This is a genomic window from Carnobacteriaceae bacterium zg-C25 (assembly GCA_017945845.1).
In the GTDB taxonomy this organism is placed as follows: domain Bacteria; phylum Bacillota; class Bacilli; order Lactobacillales; family Aerococcaceae; genus WM01.
The window spans coordinates 316,938-341,747 of sequence record CP072828.1 but is presented as its reverse complement, the minus strand read 5'-3'; the positions used below and the strand labels follow the sequence as shown (position 1 = coordinate 341,747).

Here is a 24,810-nt window from a genome sequence, read left to right as displayed (position 1 = left end):
GCCCAAGCCCATCGCTTTTTTTATTACATTTCTTCTTGTTCTTGTTTTAACATTTGGTTGTCGTACATTTTGAAGAATGGGAAGTAAATTAAGATTGATAATAAAATTAATACAACACTTAAAATAGCTCCTTTAACATCCCCACCTGTTGCAAAGAATGATCCAATTGGTCCAGGTAATGTCCAAGCTGCTGATGCAACTACACGATGTACTAAACCTGTTGAGAATGCAATCCACGCTACGATACCATTTACTAATGGTGCAGCGATAAATGGAATCATTAATGTTGGGTTCAATACTAATGGTGTACCGAATACTAATGGTTCGTTAATGTTAAATACTGCTGGTAAGAACGGTGTACGTCCTAACGCTTTCAAGTAAGCAGAACGTGCGAATAATAATGAAATCGCTAAACCGATTGTAGCACCTGATCCACCGATCATAACAAACCATTGATAGAATGGTTCTGCCGCTGTGTTAGCAACTGTTGCGCCACTAGCAAATGCTTCTGTATTTTGGTCTAATAACACAACCCATAATGGACGTGCTAATGAACCAACGATTGACCAACCGTGAATACCGAATGACCAGAAGAACTGTGTCAATACAATAATAATGATTACTGATGGTAATGAGTCTGATGCAGATACTAAAGGTTTAACGGCATCACTAACAATTGTATGTACATTAACTTTGAAGAACATTGTCAATGTTGCAACTGATAATAATACGATAAATGTTGGTGTCAATGCTTCAAATGAACGTGCTACTGAAGCAGGTACTTGAGGTGGCATTGAAATTTTGAAACCAGATTTTTGTGTGAAACGATATACTTCAACAGCAAAGAATGCTGATAAGATACCTACGAACATACCTGCTGATCCAAGGTTTGGCATTGGTAAATGGAAACCTGCTGGTACAGCAGCAACAAATTTAGCCACATCTTCTGAAGTTTGAGCAACTGCTTTTACGCCTTTAGATGCTGCAGGAATGGCTACAGGAATAATCGTTAATAAAAATGCTAATTCTGATAATACAGCACCTGATAAACCATCTAAGTCATAAGATTTTGATAGAGAGTAACCAATACCAAATACGGCATACAACGTCATAATGTACATTGATACACGGTAAGGTAATAAAATTGTTGCTTGGTTAGTTTTGATGAATTGAGTAATTCCCCAAGATTCTGGTAAAGAGTTCGGTAAGAACGCAATAACCATGAACATAGATGCAACTACGATAATTGGTAAAGTTGCAATAATACCATCACGGATCGCACGTAAATGTCTTTGTTCAGCTAATTTAGCCATTGGTGTCGACAACTTCGTGTCCATAAAATGTGTTAATTTATCAAACATTTTGTTTTCTCCTTTCGTTTTGAGAACATTATAATCCTAATAATTCTTTAACTTGCGTTAATAATTTTGGACCACCTAACGGTGTATAACCAGTCGGTTGAATTAACGCAACGGGTATACCTGCTGCCTTAGCCGACTCCGACAACACATCATAACGATGTCTAATTTGTGGCGCAACTAATGCTGCATCATATCCATTAGCAACTTCTGAAGCGAAGGCTTGCGTTCCACATTCTGTTACCGTAATATCTAAACCGGCTTTTTGCCCTGCGTCTTGTAACGCTTTTGCAACAATGGCGCTTGACATACCACCTGAACAAACTAATAAGATTTTCATGTTTTTTCCTCCTTATTTGATAATTGCATTATAACAAAGAAAACGTTTTATTGCAATAATGTTTTATTTTTTGTTTTTTACTAACGAAAAATTTTTTCATTTTTTAAACTAAATCATAATTGAGTGAAAAAATAGTGCGTATACAGCTAAGCTAATGATGATGGATAACACTCCCCCCACAATCCAAAACTGCTGCGTCATTTTTTCTTTTTTCTCACGGACAATTTGCAAATAAGCAACACTAAACCCACAAATAGGCCCACCCAAAATAACCGTTGGCCAGCCCGGTGCAATATTTAACGCCTGACATGCTGCTGGAACACCAACAAACGCCGCCATAAACACTAAAACCATTAAAAATGCACTTTTATAACCAAACGACGGAATATCGTAGTCCGTTTTTCTCATTTTTGATCCATATTTTTTTGGTTGCTTGTTATTTTTAGTTTCCCATTTCAAGTTTTTTTTCGTTGCCATTGTTCATTACCCTAATCTTTTTTCTAATGCGACAAGTCGTTTATTCATGCGAATCACATTTTCGGCTAAACTTCTCACTTCAATTGATGTCATTAAATGGTCTTGTGCATGAACAAATAAAACCGTTACTTCATTTTTTTGTCCTGCTGCTTCTTGTTGAATAATGCGTGTTTGCGTTAAATGCGCAATTCGTAAAAATTCATCCGCTTCTTTTAACAATTCATCTGCTTTATCAAAGTCGCCTTCTTCTGATGCTTGCATCGCATCATAAACTAACGCTTTAGCGTTACCGCCATTACTAATAATTTCAAAAATGGCTAATTCCATTTCTTCCATACTATCCCTCCACTTCTTTAAGCGCTACTGCTACGCGATCGTCCGATTTGAGTAATAACTCAACGGCTTCTTGCTTCGTTAATTGTGCAAGTGCCATGACAATAGCTACTTTTACATTTTGTCCACTTAACTCAAATAGACGTTGCGCTGTGTGTTCATCCACTTGAGCTAATGTTTGTATCATATTCATGGCACGAACCACTAATTTTTGATTAGTTGGTTGAACATCCACCATATAATTTTGATACACTTTTCCAAGTTTAATCATCAATCCTGAAGAAATCATGTTTAACACCAGTTTTTGTGCCGTTCCCGCTTTCATACGCGTAGAACCCATAACCACTTCTGGTCCAGTTACAACTTCAATTGGATAAGTTGCAACTTTGGAAACTTGAGCATTTTCTACACACGATACACTACCTGTAGTTGCTCCAATTTCATTAGCGTATTCTAAAGCACCAACAACATACGGTGTCCGTCCACTAGCAGCAAGACCAACAACCACATCTTCCTTTACAAGATGGATTCCTTTTAAATCTGTTATTGCACCTTCTTTAGAATCTTCAGCGCCTTCTTTAGCTTTAAACATCGCATCTTTTCCGCCAGCGATAATCCCTTGTACAAGGTCATGCGTTACACCATATGTCGGTGGGCATTCAGAAGCATCTAATACACCTAAACGACCTGACGTTCCAGCTCCAATATAGATTAGTCGTCCCCCTTGACGAACGGCTAAATAGGCTGCATCAATCAATTGTGCAATTGCAGGAATTTGTAATTGCACAACTTGTGCAACGGTTTGGTCCTCCGCATTTATTTTTAGCAACATTTCCTGCGTGGATACCGAATCAATATTTCGTGTATTTGGATTGTTGCTCTCTGTATTTAATACAGATAAATCTATTTGCGTCACAATATCACCTTCCTTACGGATAGTATACCATATTTTTTTCAATTTTTGAAAAACTTTTTCATATTTTTGTCTTAGAAACCAAAAAAAGTTACATTATTGATTTAATCGTTTAATATTTTCCCTTGTTTTGCGAACACTTGAAATCACTTCATCATAGTGGAATGACATGTAGTAAAAGAATAAAATATCTACCGTTATAAATTGAACGTGTAATGATGAAGTCGCTGCAGAACGGTATTCAGACTCATTTGTTTTAACGGTTTGAATGGAAACATCCGCTTTTTGAGATAGTGGATTATTCCCAAATTGCGTCAACGCGATTGTTTTCACACCGTTGTCTTTTGCAATTTTCAATAAATTAAGCGCTTCTTTTGTATAACCAGAGTTAGAAACTAAAATTAATGCCGCTTTTTCTTTATACGCACTTAAACGCGTTGCCGTTAAATGATGATCGTTACTTCCCATAGCCATTTTTCCAACACGTGTCCATTTTTGCGCAATATTTTCAGCCGTTAAATACGATGCACCAACACCATAAACATATAAAATATCCGATTGTTCAATTACCGTATTCGCACGTGAGAGAATATCTTCTGTTAAATAGTGCAACGTATCTTGCATCGATTGATACGAACTTTCTAGCAGTTTTTGTTTAATCGTTTCAATATTTTCTTGGTATAAAAATTCTAAATCTACCGGTTTATCATTTACCAACGCCGTTGCAATTTCTACTTTTAACAACGTAAAACTTTTTACATTTAAGCTTTGGCATAAACGAATTACAGACGCCGGAGAAGAATTTGCCAACTCCGCCAACTCAATAACCGTTAAACTTGGAATATCTTTTGGATGATCCAATATATATCGCGCGATAGATTTTTGTGATTTTGATAAATCGTCATAAACACTTTCTAATTTTCTTAAAATATCTGTTTTTAACATATTTTCTCCCCTCTTACTGATAGTATGTCACACTACCTAATATGACTTGTTTTTTTGCACCTGTTGCTGCCGGTACGTTACTTGGTTGGTGGTGTAATGTCTGATTACCAATGATTGCCATAGCGATAGCTTCTTTAGCATCAGAAGAAAAACCAATATCTTCTTGAATTTTAACATCTACATTAGATAGTAACTCCCCAATGTAACCAACTAATGTATGATTATAACTACCACCTCCACCGACAATCAATTCAGCAGGAGCATCACTTAAAAATTGCTTAACATGATACGCAATACAGTACGCTGTAAAATACGTCACGGTTGCAATCATATCGTTTGCACTCACGTTATCATATTTAGCCAATAAATATTCAGCATACTGTTGACCAAACATTTCTCTACCCGTTGTTTTTGGAAACGGTAGAGACAAATACTCATGTGCTACTAACTCATCTAATAACGGTTGGTGTAACTTACCTTGTGCACCATAATTGCCATTTTTATCATAAGACACCCCATAAAACTTTTGACAAAATGCATCGATAATCATATTACCCGGCCCAGTATCAAAAGCAATCACATCATCCATTGTGCCATCTTTTGAAAGTACCGTCACATTTCCAATACCACCAATATTTTGTAAAAAAACATCTCTATCATCTTTTTTATATAAAATATATTCTGAATACGGTACAATCGGTGCTCCTTGTCCACCAACTACCATATCTGCTGGTCGTAAATTAGAAATTACCGTTGTTTTTAATCGTTGTGACAATACGGCAGGTTCGCCGAGTTGTAATGTAGAAACTACCAAGTTGTCAGTAGCTACCGGTTGATGATACATCGTTTGACCATGCGAAGCGACAAAATCAATGTCGTCTAATGCAATATGATGCCTTTGGCACGTTTCAATGACCGCATCCGCAAAAGCATGTGTTATTTCAAAATTCAAACTACACAACTCATCAACACGTGATGTTTCTGGAATCAACTGCGTTTTAATTTTTTGTTTTAAATGACTAGGCATTTCAATTGATTCATACGCTTTTAATGTGACTTGAGTGTGTTCATTAACCCCTTCAATCTCAACAATCGCCACATCAATGCCATCTAAAGATGTTCCAGACATAATCCCAACACCTAATCCCATACTCATACCTCCAATCTATACATATAACACTGCATATGCACCGTTTTGTTTTTCAATAACGTTTACGTGATGACAATTTGTTTCCAATTGTGTCATTGTTGCTTTTAAAACGGCTTCATTTTTTGTAATGACGCCACCTTCAAACGCAACCGTCACATCCTTTTTACTAGAATGCCCTAATATTAAATTTACCAAATGGCTGGCTACTAATTGAACCAATTCATTTGTATAATCACTTTCTTTTGAACCATCTAACAATTGTGCCAATTCGGCAACTTCATCTTTTGTACGACGATACACTAAATTAATGATGGCTTGTCTATCCGGCAATTTTTCTTTTAATTGTTCAACATACGTTTCAAACCCGGCAGGCATTTCATTCGTTTCTAAATAACGGATATACGTTAGCACAATTTGTTTAGCAATCCAGTAGGCACTTCCCTCATCACCGAGCAAATGCCCCCATCCGCCACGTTGTTGAAATTCACCATTTGTTTTATCTAACGCAACCGAACCTGTCCCAGCAATGAGCAGCACCCCATCTCCATTTTGAAATGTCGCGATGTGACTCATCTGCACATCCGTTTTAACGACTACGCGTGTACTAAAGTCGTTTTCAAGAGCAGTTTGTAATTTATCCACCATAACCGAAACACCTGCTGCACCGACTGAAATACAGTCTATGGCTTTATCGGTTTGCGTTTTTAATTGTTGAATGCATTGTCGAATATTTTGATACGCCTCATCATAATCCACTAAAACATTCCCCATCGCCTCTTTAGCAGTAGCAACCACTTGATGTTGTTCATCAAATAATAATCCTGTTGTTTTTGTTCCCCCGGCATCGATACCAATGCGCATGAAATCACCCCTTATCTTTTTACCTTTAGTATATCATTTAGGAAAAAAATTTCAATATCCTATACCTTTAAAACGAAAAAAAAACCAAGTTTTATACTTGGCTTAACTATATAATAAAATTGAAAAATACATGAACGCTGCACCTGCCATGACAAAAAGGTGCCAAACAACATGCATGAACTGTATTTTTTTCATGCTGTAAAATATGGTGCCTACCGAATACGACACCCCACCAAAAACTAAAAGCAACAACCCGTTCAAACCGATGGCATGATATAGCGGCACAATCAAGAACAGGGACAGCCATCCCATCCCTAAATATAGGAATATTGATAACCATTTATGTTTTCCGATGGTGAAGCATTTCAAGACAATCCCTAAAATAGCGAGTACCCAAATGACGACTAACATCAACGTGCCATTTGTACCGCCGACAGCATTAAGGCAATAAGGTGTATACGAACCGGCGATAAGTACATAAATAGCCGAATGATCAAAAATTCGCATTACGCGCTTTGCTTTTGTAAACGATAAACTGTGATAAAGCGTTGAAAATAAAAATAATAAAATCAGCGAAACGCCGTAAATGATATACGCCACTAAAGCAACACTAGATTGCAGTTCATTCGCTTTTAACACCAATAAAATTAATCCAACGACGCCTAAAACGACACCTACACCATGTGTTATCGCATTAAAAATTTCAGTAACTAACGTTTTTCTATCGATCACAGTTTCCATACACTCACCTCTTCTTAAACAGTATACTATACTTTCATTTAAATACATAAACTTTTATGCATATTTTGCTTGTTAATTCAAAAATGGTGCCTATAGTCAACACGATACGGTATCCTATACAAAAATAGGCTCTAGCCGATTTGCTAAAACCTATCTTCATCTATTGTATTCTTTTTACGACGTCTCAAAGCAGACTACCAACCACCGCTTGAGCCACCGCCACTAAATCCGCCTCCAGACCAGCCACCACTTGAGCCACCTGAAGAGCCACCACCGAATCCTCCAAAAAAGTCGTCATCATCGTCATCTTTATATCTTCGTGAAGATCGTCTACCACTATTAAATGCTGACGTCCAAAATAGACTATCTACTAACGTAGAACCATATCTTCTGTATCGACGTGACGAATAAGAAACGATAAACAAAACAGCCAAAATCATAACCACAGTAATTAATTCGATACTATCGTTAGATGAACTGGACAAATATTTTTCAACCCGTTTTGTTGTTTGTTCATCAATCGTGAGATCGAGTTGCTTACCGAGAGTCACTAATAAGCCATCCACCATTTTAGTCACGCCCGCGCTATAATCTTCACGTCTAAAATCATCTTTAGCCGCTCCAATCAATTGATTAGCTTGTGCATCTGTTAAAATGGTCGCCATCTCATCACTTGTTTCAATGCGCATTTTTCGATCTTTTACGGAAACAAAAATTAACGCTCCCATGTTAGTATCTGAAAATCCGATTTTCCAAGCACGTGCTGTTTCCAATGCGGCTTGCTCAATCGATTTCCCATCTAATCGATCAATCATCATAACCGCAATTTGTGGTTTTCGATTACTTTTTGCCAATTGTAAATTCACATCATTGACACGTTGGATTAAAGTGGCATCCAAATAACCATTTGGATCATGTACTGCATTATCTGGTTTCGTCGGCACCGTAAATCCAGCCAGTAACAAGAAGGAGACGATCATCAACATTATTTTTTTCATCATTGACATAGCCTACTCCTTTCTCTTCACTACGGCTGCGGTGTCGTTTTATTAAAATCAACAACTGGTGCATTTTGTGCACCCTCTGCAGCGTTAAATAACGTTACTTCTTTATACCCAAACAGATTTGCAAAAATAACTGTTGGGAAGGATTTAATGGTTCGATTGTAATCTGCCGCTATCGTATTGTAATCATTACGTGCTACAAAAACGCGATTTTCGCTTCCTTCTAATTCAACAATTAATGCATTTACTTGTTCGTTTGCTTTTAATTGTGGATAATTTTCAGTTAATACTAATAAACGGCTAACGGCACTTGATAATTCTGATTGCGCTTGTGCTTGCTCTTGTGGCGTTGTACTTGAACCGATTTTTGCACGTGCATTAGCAATGTTTTCAAACACTTCTTTTTCATGTGTCATGTAGCCTTTAGTGGCATTCACAACATTTGGAATTAAATCATAGCGTCGTTGTAACGCCGTTTCAATTTTACTTTGTGCAGTTTGCACTTGTGTATGTTTATCAACTAATCCGTTGTATTGTCCAACAAAAAATAAACCAATAACAACTAGAATAGCAAAAATGCTACCGCATCCTATAAATAAACTTTTATTTTTCATTTCATTGCCCTCATTTCTTAAATGTACCTTTATTATACATCATTTCCTCCTAATCACATCAGTCTATAGGCTGATTTTTAATCATGTGCATTTATTGCCCTTTGAAAATGTAGCATCAAAAAAGGTTTCCCATTAAGAATAACCTAAATCTTAACTAGAAAACCTTTTCTGTCATACTACCATAAATGATTTCGCAAAAATGACCGATTCTTTTTAATATCTGTCATAACTGTCTGTTTTTTATTCGGATATCATTAATTTAATATGGAAATTGGAACATCGTTAGTAAAGTCAACAAAGTGAAAAATATGGATACACTTAAACCCACCAACCGTCCTTTCATATAGTCTACATGCGTTTTATGAATATAACTATCAATTACAGTAAATAGTTGTATTCCTACCGATGAAAACAATAGAAACAATAATTTATTTTTACCTGATAAAAATAGTGACATACATAACAAAACACTACATACAACTATAAATAAAACATTTCGTTTTTGTATTTTAAACACATTCAACACCTTCTATCTCGCTTAGCAACTATAAAATAAACGTTTATTTAAATCTAAAATCATACTATTTCCAGCAATGAAGCATCGTATCATATTAAAAACACAACATCACTGAAATACCACGATTGTCCACCAAATACCACTGCTATAAGTCAAAAAGGCGGAATAACTTTTTTCAAAACACCTGTGACAAGACCTATAGTTGCTACATTATTCAACATTAAAATATACCGTCGTATTTAAATCGGTACATTGGACCCCCCTGCCTTTCATAAACGACAAACCCCTATGTGATACTTTAATTCTACCATATTAACAATAAAATTATAATAATTTATTTAACCGTTATCATTAAAAGTAGGTAGAGTTTTTTTAATCTGAACACAGACAAAAAACTGGGATATTTTCCTTGTTTGTTAAGTTATTTTTTCTTACCACCATGGAACAGCTTATCAAAGAACCCTTCCTCTTCTTCTGGCAAATTATCCCCACCAGCTTTTGCAAATTCACGTAATAGATTTTTTTGTTTTTCATTTAAGTCTTTTGGTATCAACACTTTTACTTTAACGTGTTGATCACCCATAGCAGAACTACGTAACTTAGGTGCACCTTTACCGCGCAATCTAAATGATGTCCCCGACTGTGTTCCTGCTGGAATTTTCAATTTCACATCTCCATGTACCGTCGGCACTTCAATTTCATCACCTAAAGTAGCTTGTACAAAACTAATGGTTTGCTCAAAGTAAATATCCGCACCGTTACGATCAAAGCGATCACTTTCTTGAACACTAAATACAACATATAAATCACCGTACGGTCCACCGTTATATCCCGCTTCACCTTGTCCACTCAAGCGCATTTGTTGACCATCTTCAACACCTGCTGGAATCGTTACACTAACAGAATGTTGTTTTTTCTCACGACCAACACCATGACATGTGTCACATTTTTCAGTAATCACTTCTCCACTACCGTTACATACATCACATGTCGCTTGTGACATCATACGACCAAACATTGTATTTTGTTCAACGTTCACAAACCCGCGACCGCTACATTTAGAACACGTTTGTTTTTTAGATCCATCTTTTGCACCACTACCATGACACGTATGACATTCTTGTTCGCGATGATAGGTCAATGTTTCTTTTTTACCAAAAATGGCTTCTTCAAACGTTAAATGAATGCGGTACTGTAAATCACTACCTTGGCGTGCCATATTACGACGATTTTGAGAAGATCCAAAGCCACCAAATCCGCCACCACCGCCGAAGAATGAGCTGAAAATATCTTCAAAGCCACCGCCACTAAAGCCACCAAAACCACCCGCTCCAAAATTAGGATCGTTGGCTGCATGACCATATTGATCATAGGCTGCACGTTTTTGTGGATCACTTAGCATTTCATACGCTTCAGCAATTTCTTTAAATTTTTCATCAGCATCAGGCTCTTTATTAATATCTGGATGATATTTTTTCGATAGTTTACGGTAGGCTTTTTTGATTTCATCATCACTTGCTGTTTTTGCCACACCTAAAACTTCATAATAATCTCTTTTTGACATGTATTCTCCTTACTAAACAAGGTTGAGATGATCTCAACCTTGCCTTTTTAAATGATTATTTGATTTCTTCAAAATCAGCATCTACTACATTGTCATCAGAAGCATTATTTGTTGCACCTTCTTGACCTTGCGCTGCTTGTTGTGCAGCTGCCGCTTGCTCATACAATTTAACCGTTAAGTTTTGAACAACTTCATTTAACGCATCACGTTTTACTTTCATTTGTTCTAAATCGTTTGCTTCTTGAGCAGTTTTTAATTCATCGCGTGCAGTCTCTGCTTTTTTCACATCTTCTGCATCAACTTTGCCTTCTAATTCTTTTAATGTTTTGTCTACTTGGAATAACAATTGATCAACATCGTTACGTAAATCAACTTCTTCTTTACGCGCTTTATCCGCTTCAGCATTTGCCTCAGCATCTTTAACCATGCGTTCGATTTCTTCGTCTGTTAAACCTGAATTTGATTTAATCGTAATTTGTTGTTCTTTTTGTGTCCCTAAATCTTTAGCACGTACACTTACGATACCGTTTTTGTCAATATCAAACGTTACTTCGATTTGTGGCACACCACGAGGTGCTGCTGGAATATCTGCCAATTGGAAACGACCTAACGTTTTGTTGTCATTTGCCATCGGACGCTCACCTTGAAGCACGTGAATATCTACTGCTGGTTGGTTGTCAGCCGCTGTTGAAAAGACTTGCGATTTGCTTGTTGGGATTGTTGTATTACGGTCAATCAATTTTGTAAACACGCCACCCATTGTTTCGATACCTAATGATAATGGTGTAACGTCTAATAAAACAACGTCTTTCACATCACCTGTAATGACACCACCTTGAATAGCAGCACCCATTGCAACAACTTCATCAGGGTTTACAGATTTATTTGGTTCTTTACCCGTTTCTTTACGAACTGCTTCAACAACCGCTGGAATACGTGTTGAACCACCAACTAAAATTACTTCATCAATTTCACTTGTTGATAATCCTGCGTCTTTTAATGCTTGACGAACTGGACCTTTTGTACGTTCTACTAAATCATGCGTCAATTCATCAAATTTAGCACGTGTTAATGTCATTTCTAAATGGACAGGGCCTGCAGGGCCTGCTGTAATAAACGGTAAACTAATTTGAGTTGATGTCACACCTGATAAATCTTTTTTCGCTTTTTCAGCAGCGTCTTTTAGACGTTGCAACGCCATTTTATCTTGTGCTAAATCAATGCTATTTTCTTTTTTAAATTCTGCGATTAAGTGGTCAATAATTTTTTGGTCAAAATCATCCCCACCTAATTTATTGTCACCGGCAGTTGCCAACACATCAAATACCCCATCACCTAATTCAAGGATTGACACGTCGAACGTTCCACCACCAAGGTCGAATACTAAGATTTTTTCGTCTTTATCGGTTTTATCCAAACCATAAGCTAAAGCTGCCGCTGTTGGCTCGTTAATAATACGTTCTACTTCTAAACCAGCAATTTTACCAGCATCTTTTGTTGCTTGACGTTGTGCGTCGTTGAAGTAAGCGGGTACCGTAATAACTGCTTTTTCAACTTTTTCACCTAAATAGTCTTCAGCATACCCTTTTAAGTATTGTAAAATCATCGCTGAAATTTCTTGTGGTGTGTAGTCTTTTCCGTCTACGTTTACTTTGTATCCTGCTTCACCCATTTGTGATTTAATTGAGATCACTGTATTTGGATTTGTAACTGCTTGACGTTTTGCTACTTCACCGACTTGAATTTCACCATTTTTAAACGCAACAACAGATGGTGTTGTACGGTTTCCTTCTGGGTTAGGAATAATTTTTGATTCTGTTCCTTCTAATACAGCTACTGCTGAGTTTGTTGTTCCTAAGTCAATACCAATAATTTTTGTCATAATTGTTTTACCTCTTTGTGTTTATTTGTGCTATCATTTCCGATTAGTCGCACGATTTAATCGGCATCATTTTTTATTTATTGTGCAATGACTACCATTGCTGGACGAATCACACGTTCATGTAACATGTAACCTTCTTGAAAAACTTGCACAACCGTATCGCTTGCTTGACCATCTTGTGCACTAACTTGTTGAATCGCTTGATGCACATTTGGATCAAACGGTTCACCTAACGCTTTAATTTTTGTGACGCCCTCACTTTCTAAATTACTTAAAAAGTTTTGATACGCCATTTCTAATCCTTTTTTCAGCTGTACACTTTGTTCATCGCTCACTTCAACTTTTAACGCTTGCTCTAAACTATCAATAACCGGTAATAAGGCAGTCGCTAACGATTGCGAACGGTAACGGATTAAATCGCTACGTTCTTTTTGTTGTCTTTTTTGGACATTTTGTAACTCGGCTTGTGCACGTAACACTTTGTCAGCTAGCGCATCATTCTCGCCTTGTAACTTTTCAATTTCTAGTTGCTCTGGTGTTTTGTCTAACGCTTCTTCTACTACTTCTGCATTTTCTAAAACGTCATCAGAAAGCTCTTCTACCTTTTCTAATTGTTCATTTTTCACTTCTTCGCTCACGTCATCCTCCTAAATAATGGTCAAAATAATCATTGATACTATCACGTAACTCTTCACTCATGACGTTCATCAATCCCACAACACGTGAATACGACATATTTGTCGGACCAACTAGTGCAATAATGCCCGTACCGTTGTTGGTTTCGTACGTTGTCGTTACAACGCTTAAATCTTTAAACGATTCGTGGTTTAATTCCGAGCCAAATTTAATGTCTACACCTTTGTGATTTGGCGTCATCAATTCATACACTGCATTAGCGTTTTCCAACATGTCATAGACATGTTTCAAATGGGCGCGGTCGTTTTCGTAATAATCAATTAAATTGTTTTTCCCCGCAATGAATAGCCGTTCAGCTTCTAATCGCATCATTAAAGATTGTAAAATCGGCAAAATATCAAACTTAATGTTCATATTATCTTGTATAATATTTGGAATATCTTTTTGGAGTTTTTCATAGACTTCTGAAAGATTTAAGCCAATGAGTTCTTCATTTAAAATACCGACAACTTTTTCAATATCGATCGGTGACACGCCTTGTGGTAATGTGAATAATTGATTTTCAACTGCACCTTTATCCGTCACTAAAATGGCCATTACTTGATGTTTGTCAATTGGCACTAATCTAAAACCAGTTAATTTGCTTTTGGTTGTTTCTGGTCCTAACACAATGGTTGTGTAATTGGTTAATGACGATAACATTTTTGCAGACATATCCACAATATCATTAATTTGTTGGGCGCGTTGTTTAAACGCTTGCTTCACGTTGACAATTTCGTTTTGTGACATATCCAATGCCGGTAATAAATTATCCACATAAAAGCGGTATCCTGATACTGATGGCACACGTCCTGAAGATGAATGGGTTTTTTCTAAAAATCCCAATTCTTCTAAACGCATCATCTCATTACGAATAGTTGCTGAACTAAAAGGTAAATCGGTCTGGCTTAATAATGTTTTAGACCCAACCGGTTCATGCTGTTCAGTATAGAGTCGAATGACTAGTTGCAATATTTTTAATTGTCTATCTGTTAGCATCCGTTCACCTTCTTTCGTTCATTTTAGCATTTAGCACTTTAGTTTGCTAATTGCTAACAACGCTAGTTTATCACGTGTTAGCACTCTTGTCAACACTATGCTAAAAATTTTAAAGGTATCATTTTTTATTTCTGAATACTCGATTTCATCAGCTTTTTTGGTTCTATAATATTTAGTGCTGACGACTTCCTTTTGGAAACCACCAAATATTATAGAACCTTAAACATAAGAAAACCGATAACGAAGAATTTCTCTCGTTATCGGTTGATACAGTTACTTAATTTTGATCGCCAACACCGTAAAAGTAAGTGTTAATTATCTATATTTTCGTACTTTACTTTACAATTGTTTTTTTATTCGTTCACAAATATATGTAATGAAATAAAACACATACATTACTGCTAGAATTTTGTTATTTTCATTGTTATCAAAATTCAGAACAATAAATGCTCCCAAACTTGAAAAAATAAACAAAAAACTATTTAAATTTTTTTTAGTAATTACTGCATGAAATAAATCTACACAAATAAAAATTAAACTTCCAAATCTAATCAATTCATACATATAAAAATCCTTTTAATCAAACAAACGTTTTGTATCTAGCAACCATACTGCTACACAATCAAATTGATCATGTTGCCTAACACAAGGGACAAAACATACTACTTATCCCACTTATTATGACATTTTATTCAAATATAAAGACTTCCTTAATGTCTTTACCTAAAACTTTACTAATCTCATAAGCTGTTTTTATAGTAGGAAATTTCGTTTGATTTTCATAAGCCATTATAGAATGTCTTTTTAATCCTACTAACTTTGCTAATCTATGTTGTGATAAACCTAAAGGTTTTCTAAATTCCGCTATCCTATTCTTCATCATCTCACCACCCTTGGTTGTTTATATTGTACCAAACAATTAATATGGTCGTCAATATATAACACATCGTAAATTATAAATAGGTGTCCTTACCTATGTGAAAAACACTGATTTAACAACCTTTTTTCATTAAAATAATGCATCGCTTCATCAGTTTTTTCAACACAAAAAGTGAATGACGCTTTCATCATCCACTATTTTTAAACATCTAATTTTGAGATGTGCTGGCAAGTCGTTAAGATTAGCGCCTTTAATCAGCGCTTTTTATATCCCCGCATTTTTAAAATCGACACTGTACGTTACAAATTCTCCATTTTCATAAATAATTTTAGCGCTAAAAAACGACTGATCCGTCAGTAACCATTTCAAAAATAACGTGTCCCCTTTCCACGTTGGTTTATCCAATACATGATGGTAAGCGACCCATTCTAAATCCCCTTCATCTGATTGAATCAAGTGTCCTGTAAATGTTTTTGCAACAAATACAAAAACACCCCAGTCATTCGTCCCGTCAAATTTAGGAAACATAATAAACCCTTTTAAGTCCGGATTTTGTATCGTTAAACCCGTTTCTTCAAAAACTTCTCGTACGACACACTCTTGTGGCGTTTCTCCAGCTTCAAATTTACCGCCTACACCAATCCATTTACCGTGATGTATATCTTGCTCTTTCTTATTTCGATGAAGCAACAAATACTCTCTTCCATTATCAATGTAGCATAGTGTCGCTAAGATCATGCAGCACACTCCTTTATTTTTCGATTTCAAAAAAGCAGATTTTAAATACGCTTTAAAATCTGCTCATCTATGATTAATCTAAAAAGTCTTTCAATTGTTTTGAGCGACTTGGATGGCGTAATTTACGCAAAGCTTTTGCTTCGATTTGGCGAATACGTTCACGTGTCACACCAAAAACTTTTCCAACTTGTTCTAACGTGCGAACGTTCCCATCATCTAATCCAAAGCGTAAACGCAACACATTTTCCTCACGATCTGTCAATGTGTCTAAAACTTCTTCTAACTGTTCACGCAATAGAGCAAACGCCGTATGTTCTGCCGGACTTGTTGCACCATCATCTTCAATAAAATCACCTAAATGTGAATCATCTTCTTCACCAATTGGCGTTTCTAAAGATACCGGTTCTTGAGCGATTTTTAAAATATCACGCACTTTATCAGCTGTTAAGTCCATTTTTTCACCAATTTCTTCAGGACTCGGTTCGCGACCTAACTCTTGAACAAGTTGACGTTGAATACGCACCAATTTATTAATTGTCTCTACCATATGAACCGGTATACGAATGGTACGCGCTTGATCGGCAATCGCACGTGTAATCGCTTGACGAATCCACCACGTTGCATACGTTGAAAATTTAAACCCTTTTGTGTGGTCAAATTTATCAACGGCTTTCATTAATCCCATATTACCTTCTTGGATTAAATCTAAAAATTGCATACCACGACCAACATAACGTTTAGCAATAGACACAACTAAACGCAAGTTGGCTTCAGCTAACTCTTGTTTTGCCTCTTGGTCACCTTTTTCAATACGCAACGCCAATTCAATTTCTTCATCGGCAGTTAATAAAGGTACACGCCCAATTTCTTTTAAATACATACGAACAGGATCATTGATTTTAACATTCAAATCATCCTCTTCTTGTTGTGTTTCTTTTAACAACTCTTGCGTTTCTTGCTCTTGTTTTTCAATTTGACGATCGGTTGGATTGCCCTGTTCATCGACAACACTTACCGCATTATCTTCAAATTGTTGAATTAACGCATCAACTTCATCAGCGTTTAACTCAAACGGAATCGCCAATGTATTAGACAACTCCTCATAGGTAACAGTACCAAATAATTTACGTTCTGCTAATAATTTATCCGCTTCAATTTTATACTGTTTATTATCTTTAGCCATTCCCTAACTCCTATTGTTTTAATAAATTTTGATACACGAACAATAACTGTTGCACTTTTTCCGTATCTCCAGCTTTAGTCGCTTCATTAATGTCGTGTTGTATCCGTCCTAATTCTTGTTTGACAAGCGCTCGATTGCGCGTTTGCATCACTTCTACAATTTCACGCTGGGTTACTGGCGCATCATCAAATGATAACATTAACTCACTGACCAATTGTTGTTGCGGTAACTCCTCAAGTTGATGCATAAATTCGGTTAACGTCCCCTGTTGGTGTTGTAAAAAGGCTCGATAATGTCGATACAACTCACCTAATTGGCTATTTTTAAATGTAAACGCACTATCTACCACATCAATAAATGATAACGCATGAACATCTTGTAAAACACGTCGCAATAAATGCCGCTCTGCAATTGTAATTTCGTCCAAATCGGCGTTTACTTTAGGAACGCCGTAAGACACGCTTCGACCAAACGGTGCAACAGCTTCATTCGATACACGTTTAGGCTGATTTTTAGCAATCACCTCATACTGTTGCTGCAATACTTTTTCATCCATATGAAAGGATTTGGCAATTTCAGAAATCGCTAACGCCCGTGCCGTAATCGAAGATTCGAACGTTAATTCTTTTAATAGCGCATCAATATAATCTAATTGCCCTTTTTGATTATCCAATCTAAATTCATGACGATAATAGCGTTCATAAAATTTAAAAATGGTTTCTTTTTCATGCAATACGTGATTTAAAAAATAAGTATTTCCGTAACGCTGAATCATTTCGTCGGGATCTAAATTATCAATCATCGGTATAACACTCACTTCAAAATGTCGATAATCTCGAATTAAACGGATGGCACGATCGGTAGCTTTTAAACCAGCGCTATCTCCATCATACGCTAATGTGATATGTCGGGCAATGCGTTGCATCATACCTAATTGCTGCTGGGTTAAACTCGTTCCCATAGATGCTACGCTATTGTGTAAACCAGCTTGATAGAGTGCAATGACATCCATGTAGCCTTCACACAACACCACCTCTTCTTTTTTACGAATTGGACCTCTCGCTAAATCCAAGTTAAACAAAAACTGACTCTTTTGAAAAACATGCGTTTCCGGCGAATTTAAATATTTCGGCTCGACAAAATCCGTCGAATCACTTTCAGCTGTTTTTTTATATATACGTCCTGAAAACGCAACACATCGACCGGATGCATCTCGAAGAGGCACCATAATACGATTATAAAAACGGTCGATTCGCCGATTATCAAAAACAGAAACCAATCCCGTTTTATCAATTAACTCATCACTGTACCCTTTTGATTGAAGCAATTTCACTAATAATTCACGTGACGCTGGCGATACACCGATTTTAAACGTTTGGATTGTTTCCAAAGTCAATCCGCGGTCTTTCAAATAAGCTAACGCTTCTTCACCTTCTGTCGTATGCAATAAAACGTGATGGTAAAAATCAAGTGCCCACTCATGACACGCAATGATTTCATCTTGTTCGATTTGTTGTGGGGTGCGTTGAAGCGAAGACTCATCCGTATCAATTTTTAATGGGACTCCCGCTAAGTCAGCCACCTTTTTAACCGATTGAGAAAATGTCAGCCCATCTTTTTCCATAAAAAACGAAAAAACATTGCCGGCACGTCCACACGAAAAACATTTAAATAGTTGCTTTTCTTGAGAAACTGAAAAAGACGGGGTGCGCTCATCGTGAAACGGACAATAGCCAAAATGATTTTTTCCACGTTTTTTTAAAGAGACAAATTGGTCAATAACATCAACAATATCTACAGATTTCGCAATGGACTCAATCTGTTCGTTCGGTATTTTCACCATATTTCACCCCCAAATCGACAATTAGCCTATTTTATATATTAAGTCATAGTAAAGTATAGCATAAATTACTACTTTTTCAATAAGTACACCTTTCAAACACGACAAATCAACAAAGAAAATGCCTTTTTAATAGGCGCACCATACAATTCCCATTTACCGCACTTTGTAACCTTACACCAAAATGTATTCAACTTTTTAATCAAGCACAGACTATCAAAATAATATTGGCACATTATAAATAGTGATTATCACGACTGTATCGTGTACATCGCGGTAAGCCGTACAACTTAACGTCTGGTACGAAAAAAGACTGTTGACAGTGTATTTGTCAACAGTCTGAAAAAAGAAAGGGTTGAGCCTTTCTTTTTTACAATTTAATTATTTTTCTTTTTTTACACGATATACACATACGGCAAGAAGCACTAAAGTAACCCCTAATACATTCACCCAATTAGACAGCGTTTCACCCGTACTTGGCAGTGTTGGTTTCGGTTTAACCATTGTCGCAGGCGGTGTGACTTGTTTTTTGTTCATAAATTTACCAAGGTCAACAACGACACCCTCTTTTGAAATTGTCACTTCACGCATTTCATCACTTAAAACATAACCATCAATCGTTGATTTTTCAACCAGTTTATATGTCCCGTAAGGAACGTTTTTAAACAATGCTACACCTTGTGCATCTGTTGTTGCTTGTGCAATTTCTGTTTCGCCTTGTTTCAACGCAAAGACAACACCCGATAACACTTTCGTTTGGTCTTCGGCATCGACTTTTGTCACTTTAACGTTACCTTTAATGCGATGATTTTCAAAGTTTTGTAAATCAACTACTTTACCAGCTTGCATAATGTTCACTTGACGTGTTTCTTCACTTAGCACGTACCCATCAATTGTTGACACTTCTGAAAGTGTGTACTCGCCATATGGCACATTTTCAAATAGCGCGATACCATTAACATCTGTTGTCGCTCGTGCAATCTCTGTTTCACCTTGTTTCAATACAAAGACAACGCCCGATAACACTTTCGTTTGGTCTTCGGCATCGACTTTTGTCACTTTAACGCTACCTTTAATGCGATGATTGTCAAAGTTTTGTAAATCAACTACTTTGCCAGCTTGCGTAATGTCCACTTGACGTGTTTCTTCACTTAGCACGTACCCATCAATTGTTGACACTTCTGAAAGTGTATACTCGCCATATGGCACATTTTCAAATAGCGCGACACCATTAACATCTGTTGTTGCTCGTGCAATTTCTTTTTCACCTTGTTTCAACGCAAAGACAACACCCGATAACACTTTTGTTTGGTCTTCGGCATCAACTTTTGTCACTTTAATACTACCTTTTGCGACATTTTCAACTTGATGCACGACAACTGCCGTAGTTGTGCCATCAAGTGTAACCGTCATGATTGTATCATCAAGAACATACCCAACTGGCGCTTCAACTTCCGTAACCGTATATTCACCAAGAGCAAGTCCATCAACAGAAGCTTTTCCACTTTCATCAGTCGTTACCGTCTTAACAAGAGTACCTTCTGCGTTGCGGATTTCAAATGTTGCACCCGCTAATTTTTTAGTTTTATCATTTTTATCTATTTTTTCGATTTGTAGTTCTTTGTGCGGCACACAGCGAACATTTTGTATCTCACGACCTGTCGCCCAATCTATAGTCGCTGCGCTATTCATCAATACAACGATACCTGCTTTTTTACCTTTATAAATAGCTTCCGGCACATACCAAATCCCTTTTTCAGTCACGTAACTTCCATGAGATATAAAAGCATATTTCGTAAATTCATTACTTGCTGTTGTATATTCAATACCTGTATCCGTTACCGTTTTTGTAAATGATGCTGTCACATCTTGCCACGCTGGATTAATGCCATAGCCACCAATTTCTTCACCCTCTGGGATAGCATAAATCGTTAAATGCGTTTCTTCATTAATCGGCACACTGGCATCTTGTGGATAACGGAAGGTTAATTCACTACCCGTACCATTCACTTTAACTTTTGTAACAGTTTCAAATTTATTATTTGTAGGATTAATGTCTGTCAATTTAGAAATTAAATCTACTGGATTGTTATCGCCTACACTATTGAAGCGTTCAACATCATTTTTTGAATACACTTCTACATCATATGTATACGAATATGGCAGTCCTGCATACACCGCATTAAATGTGTGCTCTCCATTTTCAAATACATTATTTTGATAAATAGATTCATTATATTGACGAACGATTTGAATATTTTGATGTGTCTCTACATAATCTGTAAAAACGTAGGTAACGGTTTTCGTTTCTGGATCATAGTTAGCAACCGCAATGACGACTTCTTGTCCATTTTCATTAGTTGTAATATCGGGAATGCGTACAACACCTTGATTTGTAATTCCTGAAATACGCGTATCCGGTGAAAATTGAACCGTAAAATAATCCCCTTTTTTCAATGAAAAATCAGTATTTGGTAATACCCCTTGGAATTGAACAAATACAGACTCATAGTCATTGGCTTTATACGGTGAATTTTCTGCCGCCTCAAGGTAACCATTTTTATCAGTCACTTTAAGATGCCCTACACCTTTATCTTCAAATAAATCATTGACATTTTTACCAACTTTACATTTATCTGTGTAAACGTAGCTAATATTTGTCGTCGAATCTGCTTCGTTAACTGCAAATACTTGACGTACACTGGCAGCGTTACTAAATAGCAATCCAAACGTAGCGCCAAGATACGCGCATTTTTTCATTATTTTTTTCATTTGTTTAACCCTTTTAATTTTATTTTGATACACACTAGTTCATTAATGACTCTAATGCATTGATTATTTTTTCTTCTGTTTCAACATCCACAAAAACTTTTTCTATCTTATTCCCCTTAATAAAATACATCGTAGGAATCGTCTCAACTTTTAAAAATTTTTGTGTCGCTTCATTTTTATCAAAAACGATTGGTACGGTATACCCCTTATCTTTGACATATTGAACGGCTTTTTCTTGCGTCTCGCGACTGCCGTCCGTATAGTTAATTCCTACAAAACTTATACGATCTTTGTAGCGTTGATACACTTTTTCAATAACTGGTAATTGTTTTTGACAATCCGGGCACCAACTCGCCCACACAACAAAAACACTCGCTTTTTCTCCCAACAATTGCTGCAAAGAAACTGTCTCACCACTTGCCGAAAACACATTGAAATCCGGCAACATTTCCCCCTCCACACTTTTAGCAGAATTCGTGGCGATATGAGTGTTCCTAGGTGGTGCTGTACTATTCGATGTAAAATTTGTCTTTTCATTTGAACATGCTGTTCCTAAAAAAGCAAATGCTACAGCCAATATAACAGACCATCTTAATTTTTTATTCACTAACATCCCCCTTTCTTTTGCATTGTCAATGTGTCATTCAGTTAAGATGCTTTTTAAACATCATTTCAAACAAAAAAGCATCTGCCGTAATTGTACTACAGAGAGTTATTATACTCTTCACGCCTGTTATATTCAAGATACTAGACCATTTTTTGCTTTAAAATTTTAAGCATCAACCTAATTTGACATAGCCTTGAATCAAATACACAAAAAGCGTGAAGAACACTGTCCTTCACGCTTTTGAAATGCATTACATTGTTAATTATTTACGTTTCATCCATGCGAATAATAATCCGAATAGTGATAGCACTGATCCCGCAAACAACACTGGTGTTTCAGCAGTACCTGTATATGGTAAACGTGATGCTCCATTTACTCTACGTCCTGTTGTTGTTTGCATATTTGCAGGTGCATCTCCTGATGAAACAGGTGTATTATTTTCTGGTGTCGGTGCTCCTGGAACTACAATTTGTTTGTAAATGTGTACTGTATTTCCGTTAATATCTACAACAGTACGTACAAATTCATATCCTTTGATTGTTTTAACTTCTTTTGTACCTTTTTCTTGATTTGCAATATCTAGTCCTGACTCATCTACAAATCGTGTGCTAACTTCTGTTGTTGGCGCTACATTTTCTTTTACTACTGTACCGTCTACTGCAGAACTACGTAATTTACCTTCTTCAATTTGTACTGCAGATACGTTGTCGCCATTTACTAAAGCTGCAGCTTCTGGAACAGCAACTGTCCAAGCACCATCTTGTCCTACAGTTGTTTCGACAGACGTTCCATTTTTAAAAGTAACGGTTAAAGAAGAACCAGCAATACCTAATCCTTTTACTTCTTTATCACCTTCAACTAAACGTAACACAACTGGATTTTTAGAAATTTCTTGAGTTACTGGAATTTTACGATATTTCGCATAGTACACTTGGTTACCTACAATGTTATTGCCTAAAATAACATTTTCTGGAACCGTATTTGTTGTTAAATCAACAAACCAACCAACAAATTCATATCCAGCTTCTGGAGTTGGAACAGGTAATTCTGGTAATTTTGTTAAGTTACCGTAAGCAACAAATGTTTTAGTGCCTTGACCTTCAATTTTTCCTTTTTCAAGGTCTGTTGAGAATCGAACAACGTGAATAGGTGCTGTGAATTCTGCGTGTAATTTTAAATCGCCTTTAGCACCAAAAGATAAAACTTGTTCAGTTGATAAAGCACGAATTAATGTTTCTTCCGTTCTTTGCTCCATTGGAATGTATTTAAATGGTGCTAATTCAGGATAAGCCGCTAATGACGACTCATCAATAGACCAACCTAAAAATGAATAACCGAATCTTACTTCTTCATCAGACAATACAGGTGGAACTAAGCTCGTACCACGTGAAGTAATCGCTGTGCCAAATGTATCTAATGACAAGGCACCTAAAACAGCCATGTATCCACGATTTGAATAGACACCTGTTTGAACGCCACCAGGGAAGTAATTTACTTCTTTTGTAGCTGTACCGTTAGTTAAAAGAAACGAACCAATATCCGTTGCAACATCTAACGCCCATGGACGACGAACAACTGCGAATGAAAATTGAGGCGCTTGAATACCTTCTACATATTCATTTGTATCGTAAATTTGTCCTTGTGCATTTACAATTTCACCATTTTTTACATAGATCAATTCAGAAACCAATGTATCTTGGAAGAAATATTCATTATTTGAATTGTTAATCGCTAAAGCTGGAATAGACACGTGTTCTACACCGTCTGAGTTGACAGGTGCCACACGAATTCTATATGTTCCATCAGGTACTCCTCTAAATGTGAACGCACCGTAGCCTTGTGCTTGTGCATTATTTCCTGAAAGAATAGTTGATACAACGTTGCCTGAAGCAGCGTCTAATAAAGACACCTCTACTTGCTCATATCCAGCAAACCAACTACGTGGCACTGAAATTGTTTGGAAAAACGCATTATCGCGCGCTTCGTTATTCGGTAATAAAAATACGTTTCCGTCGATATCACCATTTGACGCAAATACATTTGTATTAAATGCTAATGTTGATAATACAACGGTCGCTAAACCCGTTACTAATTTTTTCTTCATATGTAAACTCCTTACTGATTAACGGTTTATAATTCATATAAACACTTAAAATTTTTATATATTTTTCCAATCGATTGGTCTTTTGAAAAAACATAATTTCTCCACTTATATTATAGTAAATTCAAATTTTGTCAATACTCTTTGCGTGTTTGATACGCTTTTCAAAACGATAAAAACCGAATTTTTAAAGTGCCTTTTCTATATTTTGTATGCCTTTTTCAACGCAAAAATTTGCACTTTTAAACACAAAAATGCCATCATTACCTATTGCTAACAGATTTATACGCTCTTATGATGTCATTTTTTTCATTTA

Annotated in this window: 22 protein-coding genes; all 22 read right to left on the bottom strand. The window is 36.5% G+C overall.

The genetic code is table 11. The features are described 5' to 3' along the window. Nucleotides 1-23 precede the first annotated feature (23 nt). The 22 genes from J7S27_01690 to J7S27_01585 all read right to left on the bottom strand — a co-directional run bounded on the left by J7S27_01690 (nucleotide 24) and on the right by J7S27_01585 (nucleotide 24,497). Nucleotides 24-1,361 (bottom strand): PTS sugar transporter subunit IIC, encoded by a 1,338-nt coding sequence (locus J7S27_01690; protein ID QTU83256.1) that lies wholly within the window; start codon nucleotides 1,359-1,361, stop codon nucleotides 24-26. 28 nt (nucleotides 1,362-1,389) lie between these two features. Continuing rightward, nucleotides 1,390-1,698: a PTS sugar transporter subunit IIB gene (locus J7S27_01685; GenBank protein QTU83255.1), complete on the bottom strand. Its 309-nt coding sequence runs from the start codon at nucleotides 1,696-1,698 to the stop codon at nucleotides 1,390-1,392. Between the two features lie 108 nt (nucleotides 1,699-1,806). Next, on the bottom strand, nucleotides 1,807-2,175 hold the full coding sequence (locus tag J7S27_01680; protein ID QTU83254.1) for a hypothetical protein: 369 nt from the start codon (nucleotides 2,173-2,175) through the stop codon (nucleotides 1,807-1,809). A gap of 6 nt (nucleotides 2,176-2,181) precedes the next feature. After that, the gene (locus J7S27_01675; GenBank protein QTU83253.1) at nucleotides 2,182-2,511 is read right to left on the bottom strand and encodes a PTS lactose/cellobiose transporter subunit IIA; all 330 of its coding nucleotides are present in this window, start codon (nucleotides 2,509-2,511) and stop codon (nucleotides 2,182-2,184) included. A 1-nt stretch (nucleotide 2,512) separates the two neighbouring features. Beyond that, on the bottom strand, nucleotides 2,513-3,415 hold the full coding sequence (gene murQ, locus J7S27_01670) for an N-acetylmuramic acid 6-phosphate etherase (GenBank protein QTU83596.1): 903 nt from the start codon (nucleotides 3,413-3,415) through the stop codon (nucleotides 2,513-2,515). A gap of 102 nt (nucleotides 3,416-3,517) precedes the next feature. Next, nucleotides 3,518-4,366 carry a MurR/RpiR family transcriptional regulator gene (locus J7S27_01665; protein ID QTU83252.1) on the bottom strand — a complete coding sequence of 283 codons (849 nt, stop codon included), beginning with the start codon at nucleotides 4,364-4,366 and terminating at the stop codon, nucleotides 3,518-3,520. Between the two features lie 13 nt (nucleotides 4,367-4,379). Next, nucleotides 4,380-5,516 (bottom strand): anhydro-N-acetylmuramic acid kinase, encoded by a 1,137-nt coding sequence (locus J7S27_01660; GenBank protein QTU83251.1) that lies wholly within the window; start codon nucleotides 5,514-5,516, stop codon nucleotides 4,380-4,382. A 15-nt stretch (nucleotides 5,517-5,531) separates the two neighbouring features. Further along, entirely contained in the window at nucleotides 5,532-6,377 is an 846-nt protein-coding gene (locus J7S27_01655) for a hypothetical protein (GenBank protein QTU83250.1), read from the bottom strand. A gap of 102 nt (nucleotides 6,378-6,479) precedes the next feature. Further along, complete coding sequence (locus J7S27_01650; GenBank protein ID QTU83249.1) at nucleotides 6,480-7,118, bottom strand: hemolysin III family protein; 639 nt, start codon at nucleotides 7,116-7,118, stop codon at nucleotides 6,480-6,482. A gap of 194 nt (nucleotides 7,119-7,312) precedes the next feature. Beyond that, nucleotides 7,313-8,119 (bottom strand): TPM domain-containing protein, encoded by an 807-nt coding sequence (locus tag J7S27_01645; protein QTU83248.1) that lies wholly within the window; start codon nucleotides 8,117-8,119, stop codon nucleotides 7,313-7,315. A 26-nt stretch (nucleotides 8,120-8,145) separates the two neighbouring features. Then, nucleotides 8,146-8,736: a LemA family protein gene (locus J7S27_01640; protein QTU83247.1), complete on the bottom strand. Its 591-nt coding sequence runs from the start codon at nucleotides 8,734-8,736 to the stop codon at nucleotides 8,146-8,148. 938 nt (nucleotides 8,737-9,674) lie between these two features. Next, nucleotides 9,675-10,817 (bottom strand): molecular chaperone DnaJ, encoded by a 1,143-nt coding sequence (gene dnaJ, locus J7S27_01635; protein ID QTU83246.1) that lies wholly within the window; start codon nucleotides 10,815-10,817, stop codon nucleotides 9,675-9,677. 55 nt (nucleotides 10,818-10,872) lie between these two features. Next, the gene (gene dnaK, locus J7S27_01630) at nucleotides 10,873-12,699 is read right to left on the bottom strand and encodes a molecular chaperone DnaK (protein ID QTU83245.1); all 1,827 of its coding nucleotides are present in this window, start codon (nucleotides 12,697-12,699) and stop codon (nucleotides 10,873-10,875) included. A gap of 77 nt (nucleotides 12,700-12,776) precedes the next feature. After that, complete coding sequence (grpE, locus tag J7S27_01625; protein QTU83244.1) at nucleotides 12,777-13,337, bottom strand: nucleotide exchange factor GrpE; 561 nt, start codon at nucleotides 13,335-13,337, stop codon at nucleotides 12,777-12,779. Nucleotide 13,338: 1 nt separating this feature from the next. Beyond that, the gene (gene hrcA, locus J7S27_01620) at nucleotides 13,339-14,373 is read right to left on the bottom strand and encodes a heat-inducible transcription repressor HrcA (GenBank protein QTU83243.1); all 1,035 of its coding nucleotides are present in this window, start codon (nucleotides 14,371-14,373) and stop codon (nucleotides 13,339-13,341) included. A 688-nt stretch (nucleotides 14,374-15,061) separates the two neighbouring features. Continuing rightward, nucleotides 15,062-15,256 carry a helix-turn-helix transcriptional regulator gene (locus J7S27_01615; protein ID QTU83242.1) on the bottom strand — a complete coding sequence of 65 codons (195 nt, stop codon included), beginning with the start codon at nucleotides 15,254-15,256 and terminating at the stop codon, nucleotides 15,062-15,064. A gap of 261 nt (nucleotides 15,257-15,517) precedes the next feature. Further along, nucleotides 15,518-15,991 (bottom strand): 8-oxo-dGTP diphosphatase, encoded by a 474-nt coding sequence (locus tag J7S27_01610; GenBank protein QTU83241.1) that lies wholly within the window; start codon nucleotides 15,989-15,991, stop codon nucleotides 15,518-15,520. Between the two features lie 73 nt (nucleotides 15,992-16,064). After that, complete coding sequence (rpoD, locus tag J7S27_01605; protein ID QTU83240.1) at nucleotides 16,065-17,174, bottom strand: RNA polymerase sigma factor RpoD; 1,110 nt, start codon at nucleotides 17,172-17,174, stop codon at nucleotides 16,065-16,067. 10 nt (nucleotides 17,175-17,184) lie between these two features. After that, complete coding sequence (gene dnaG, locus J7S27_01600) at nucleotides 17,185-19,017, bottom strand: DNA primase (protein ID QTU83239.1); 1,833 nt, start codon at nucleotides 19,015-19,017, stop codon at nucleotides 17,185-17,187. 378 nt (nucleotides 19,018-19,395) lie between these two features. Continuing rightward, entirely contained in the window at nucleotides 19,396-21,786 is a 2,391-nt protein-coding gene (locus J7S27_01595) for an LPXTG cell wall anchor domain-containing protein (GenBank protein QTU83238.1), read from the bottom strand. A 34-nt stretch (nucleotides 21,787-21,820) separates the two neighbouring features. Beyond that, the gene (locus J7S27_01590; GenBank protein ID QTU83237.1) at nucleotides 21,821-22,393 is read right to left on the bottom strand and encodes a TlpA family protein disulfide reductase; all 573 of its coding nucleotides are present in this window, start codon (nucleotides 22,391-22,393) and stop codon (nucleotides 21,821-21,823) included. A gap of 262 nt (nucleotides 22,394-22,655) precedes the next feature. Next, nucleotides 22,656-24,497, bottom strand: a complete 1,842-nt coding sequence (locus J7S27_01585) for an InlB B-repeat-containing protein (protein QTU83236.1) — start codon at nucleotides 24,495-24,497, stop codon at nucleotides 22,656-22,658. Nucleotides 24,498-24,810: the final 313 nt, after the last annotated feature.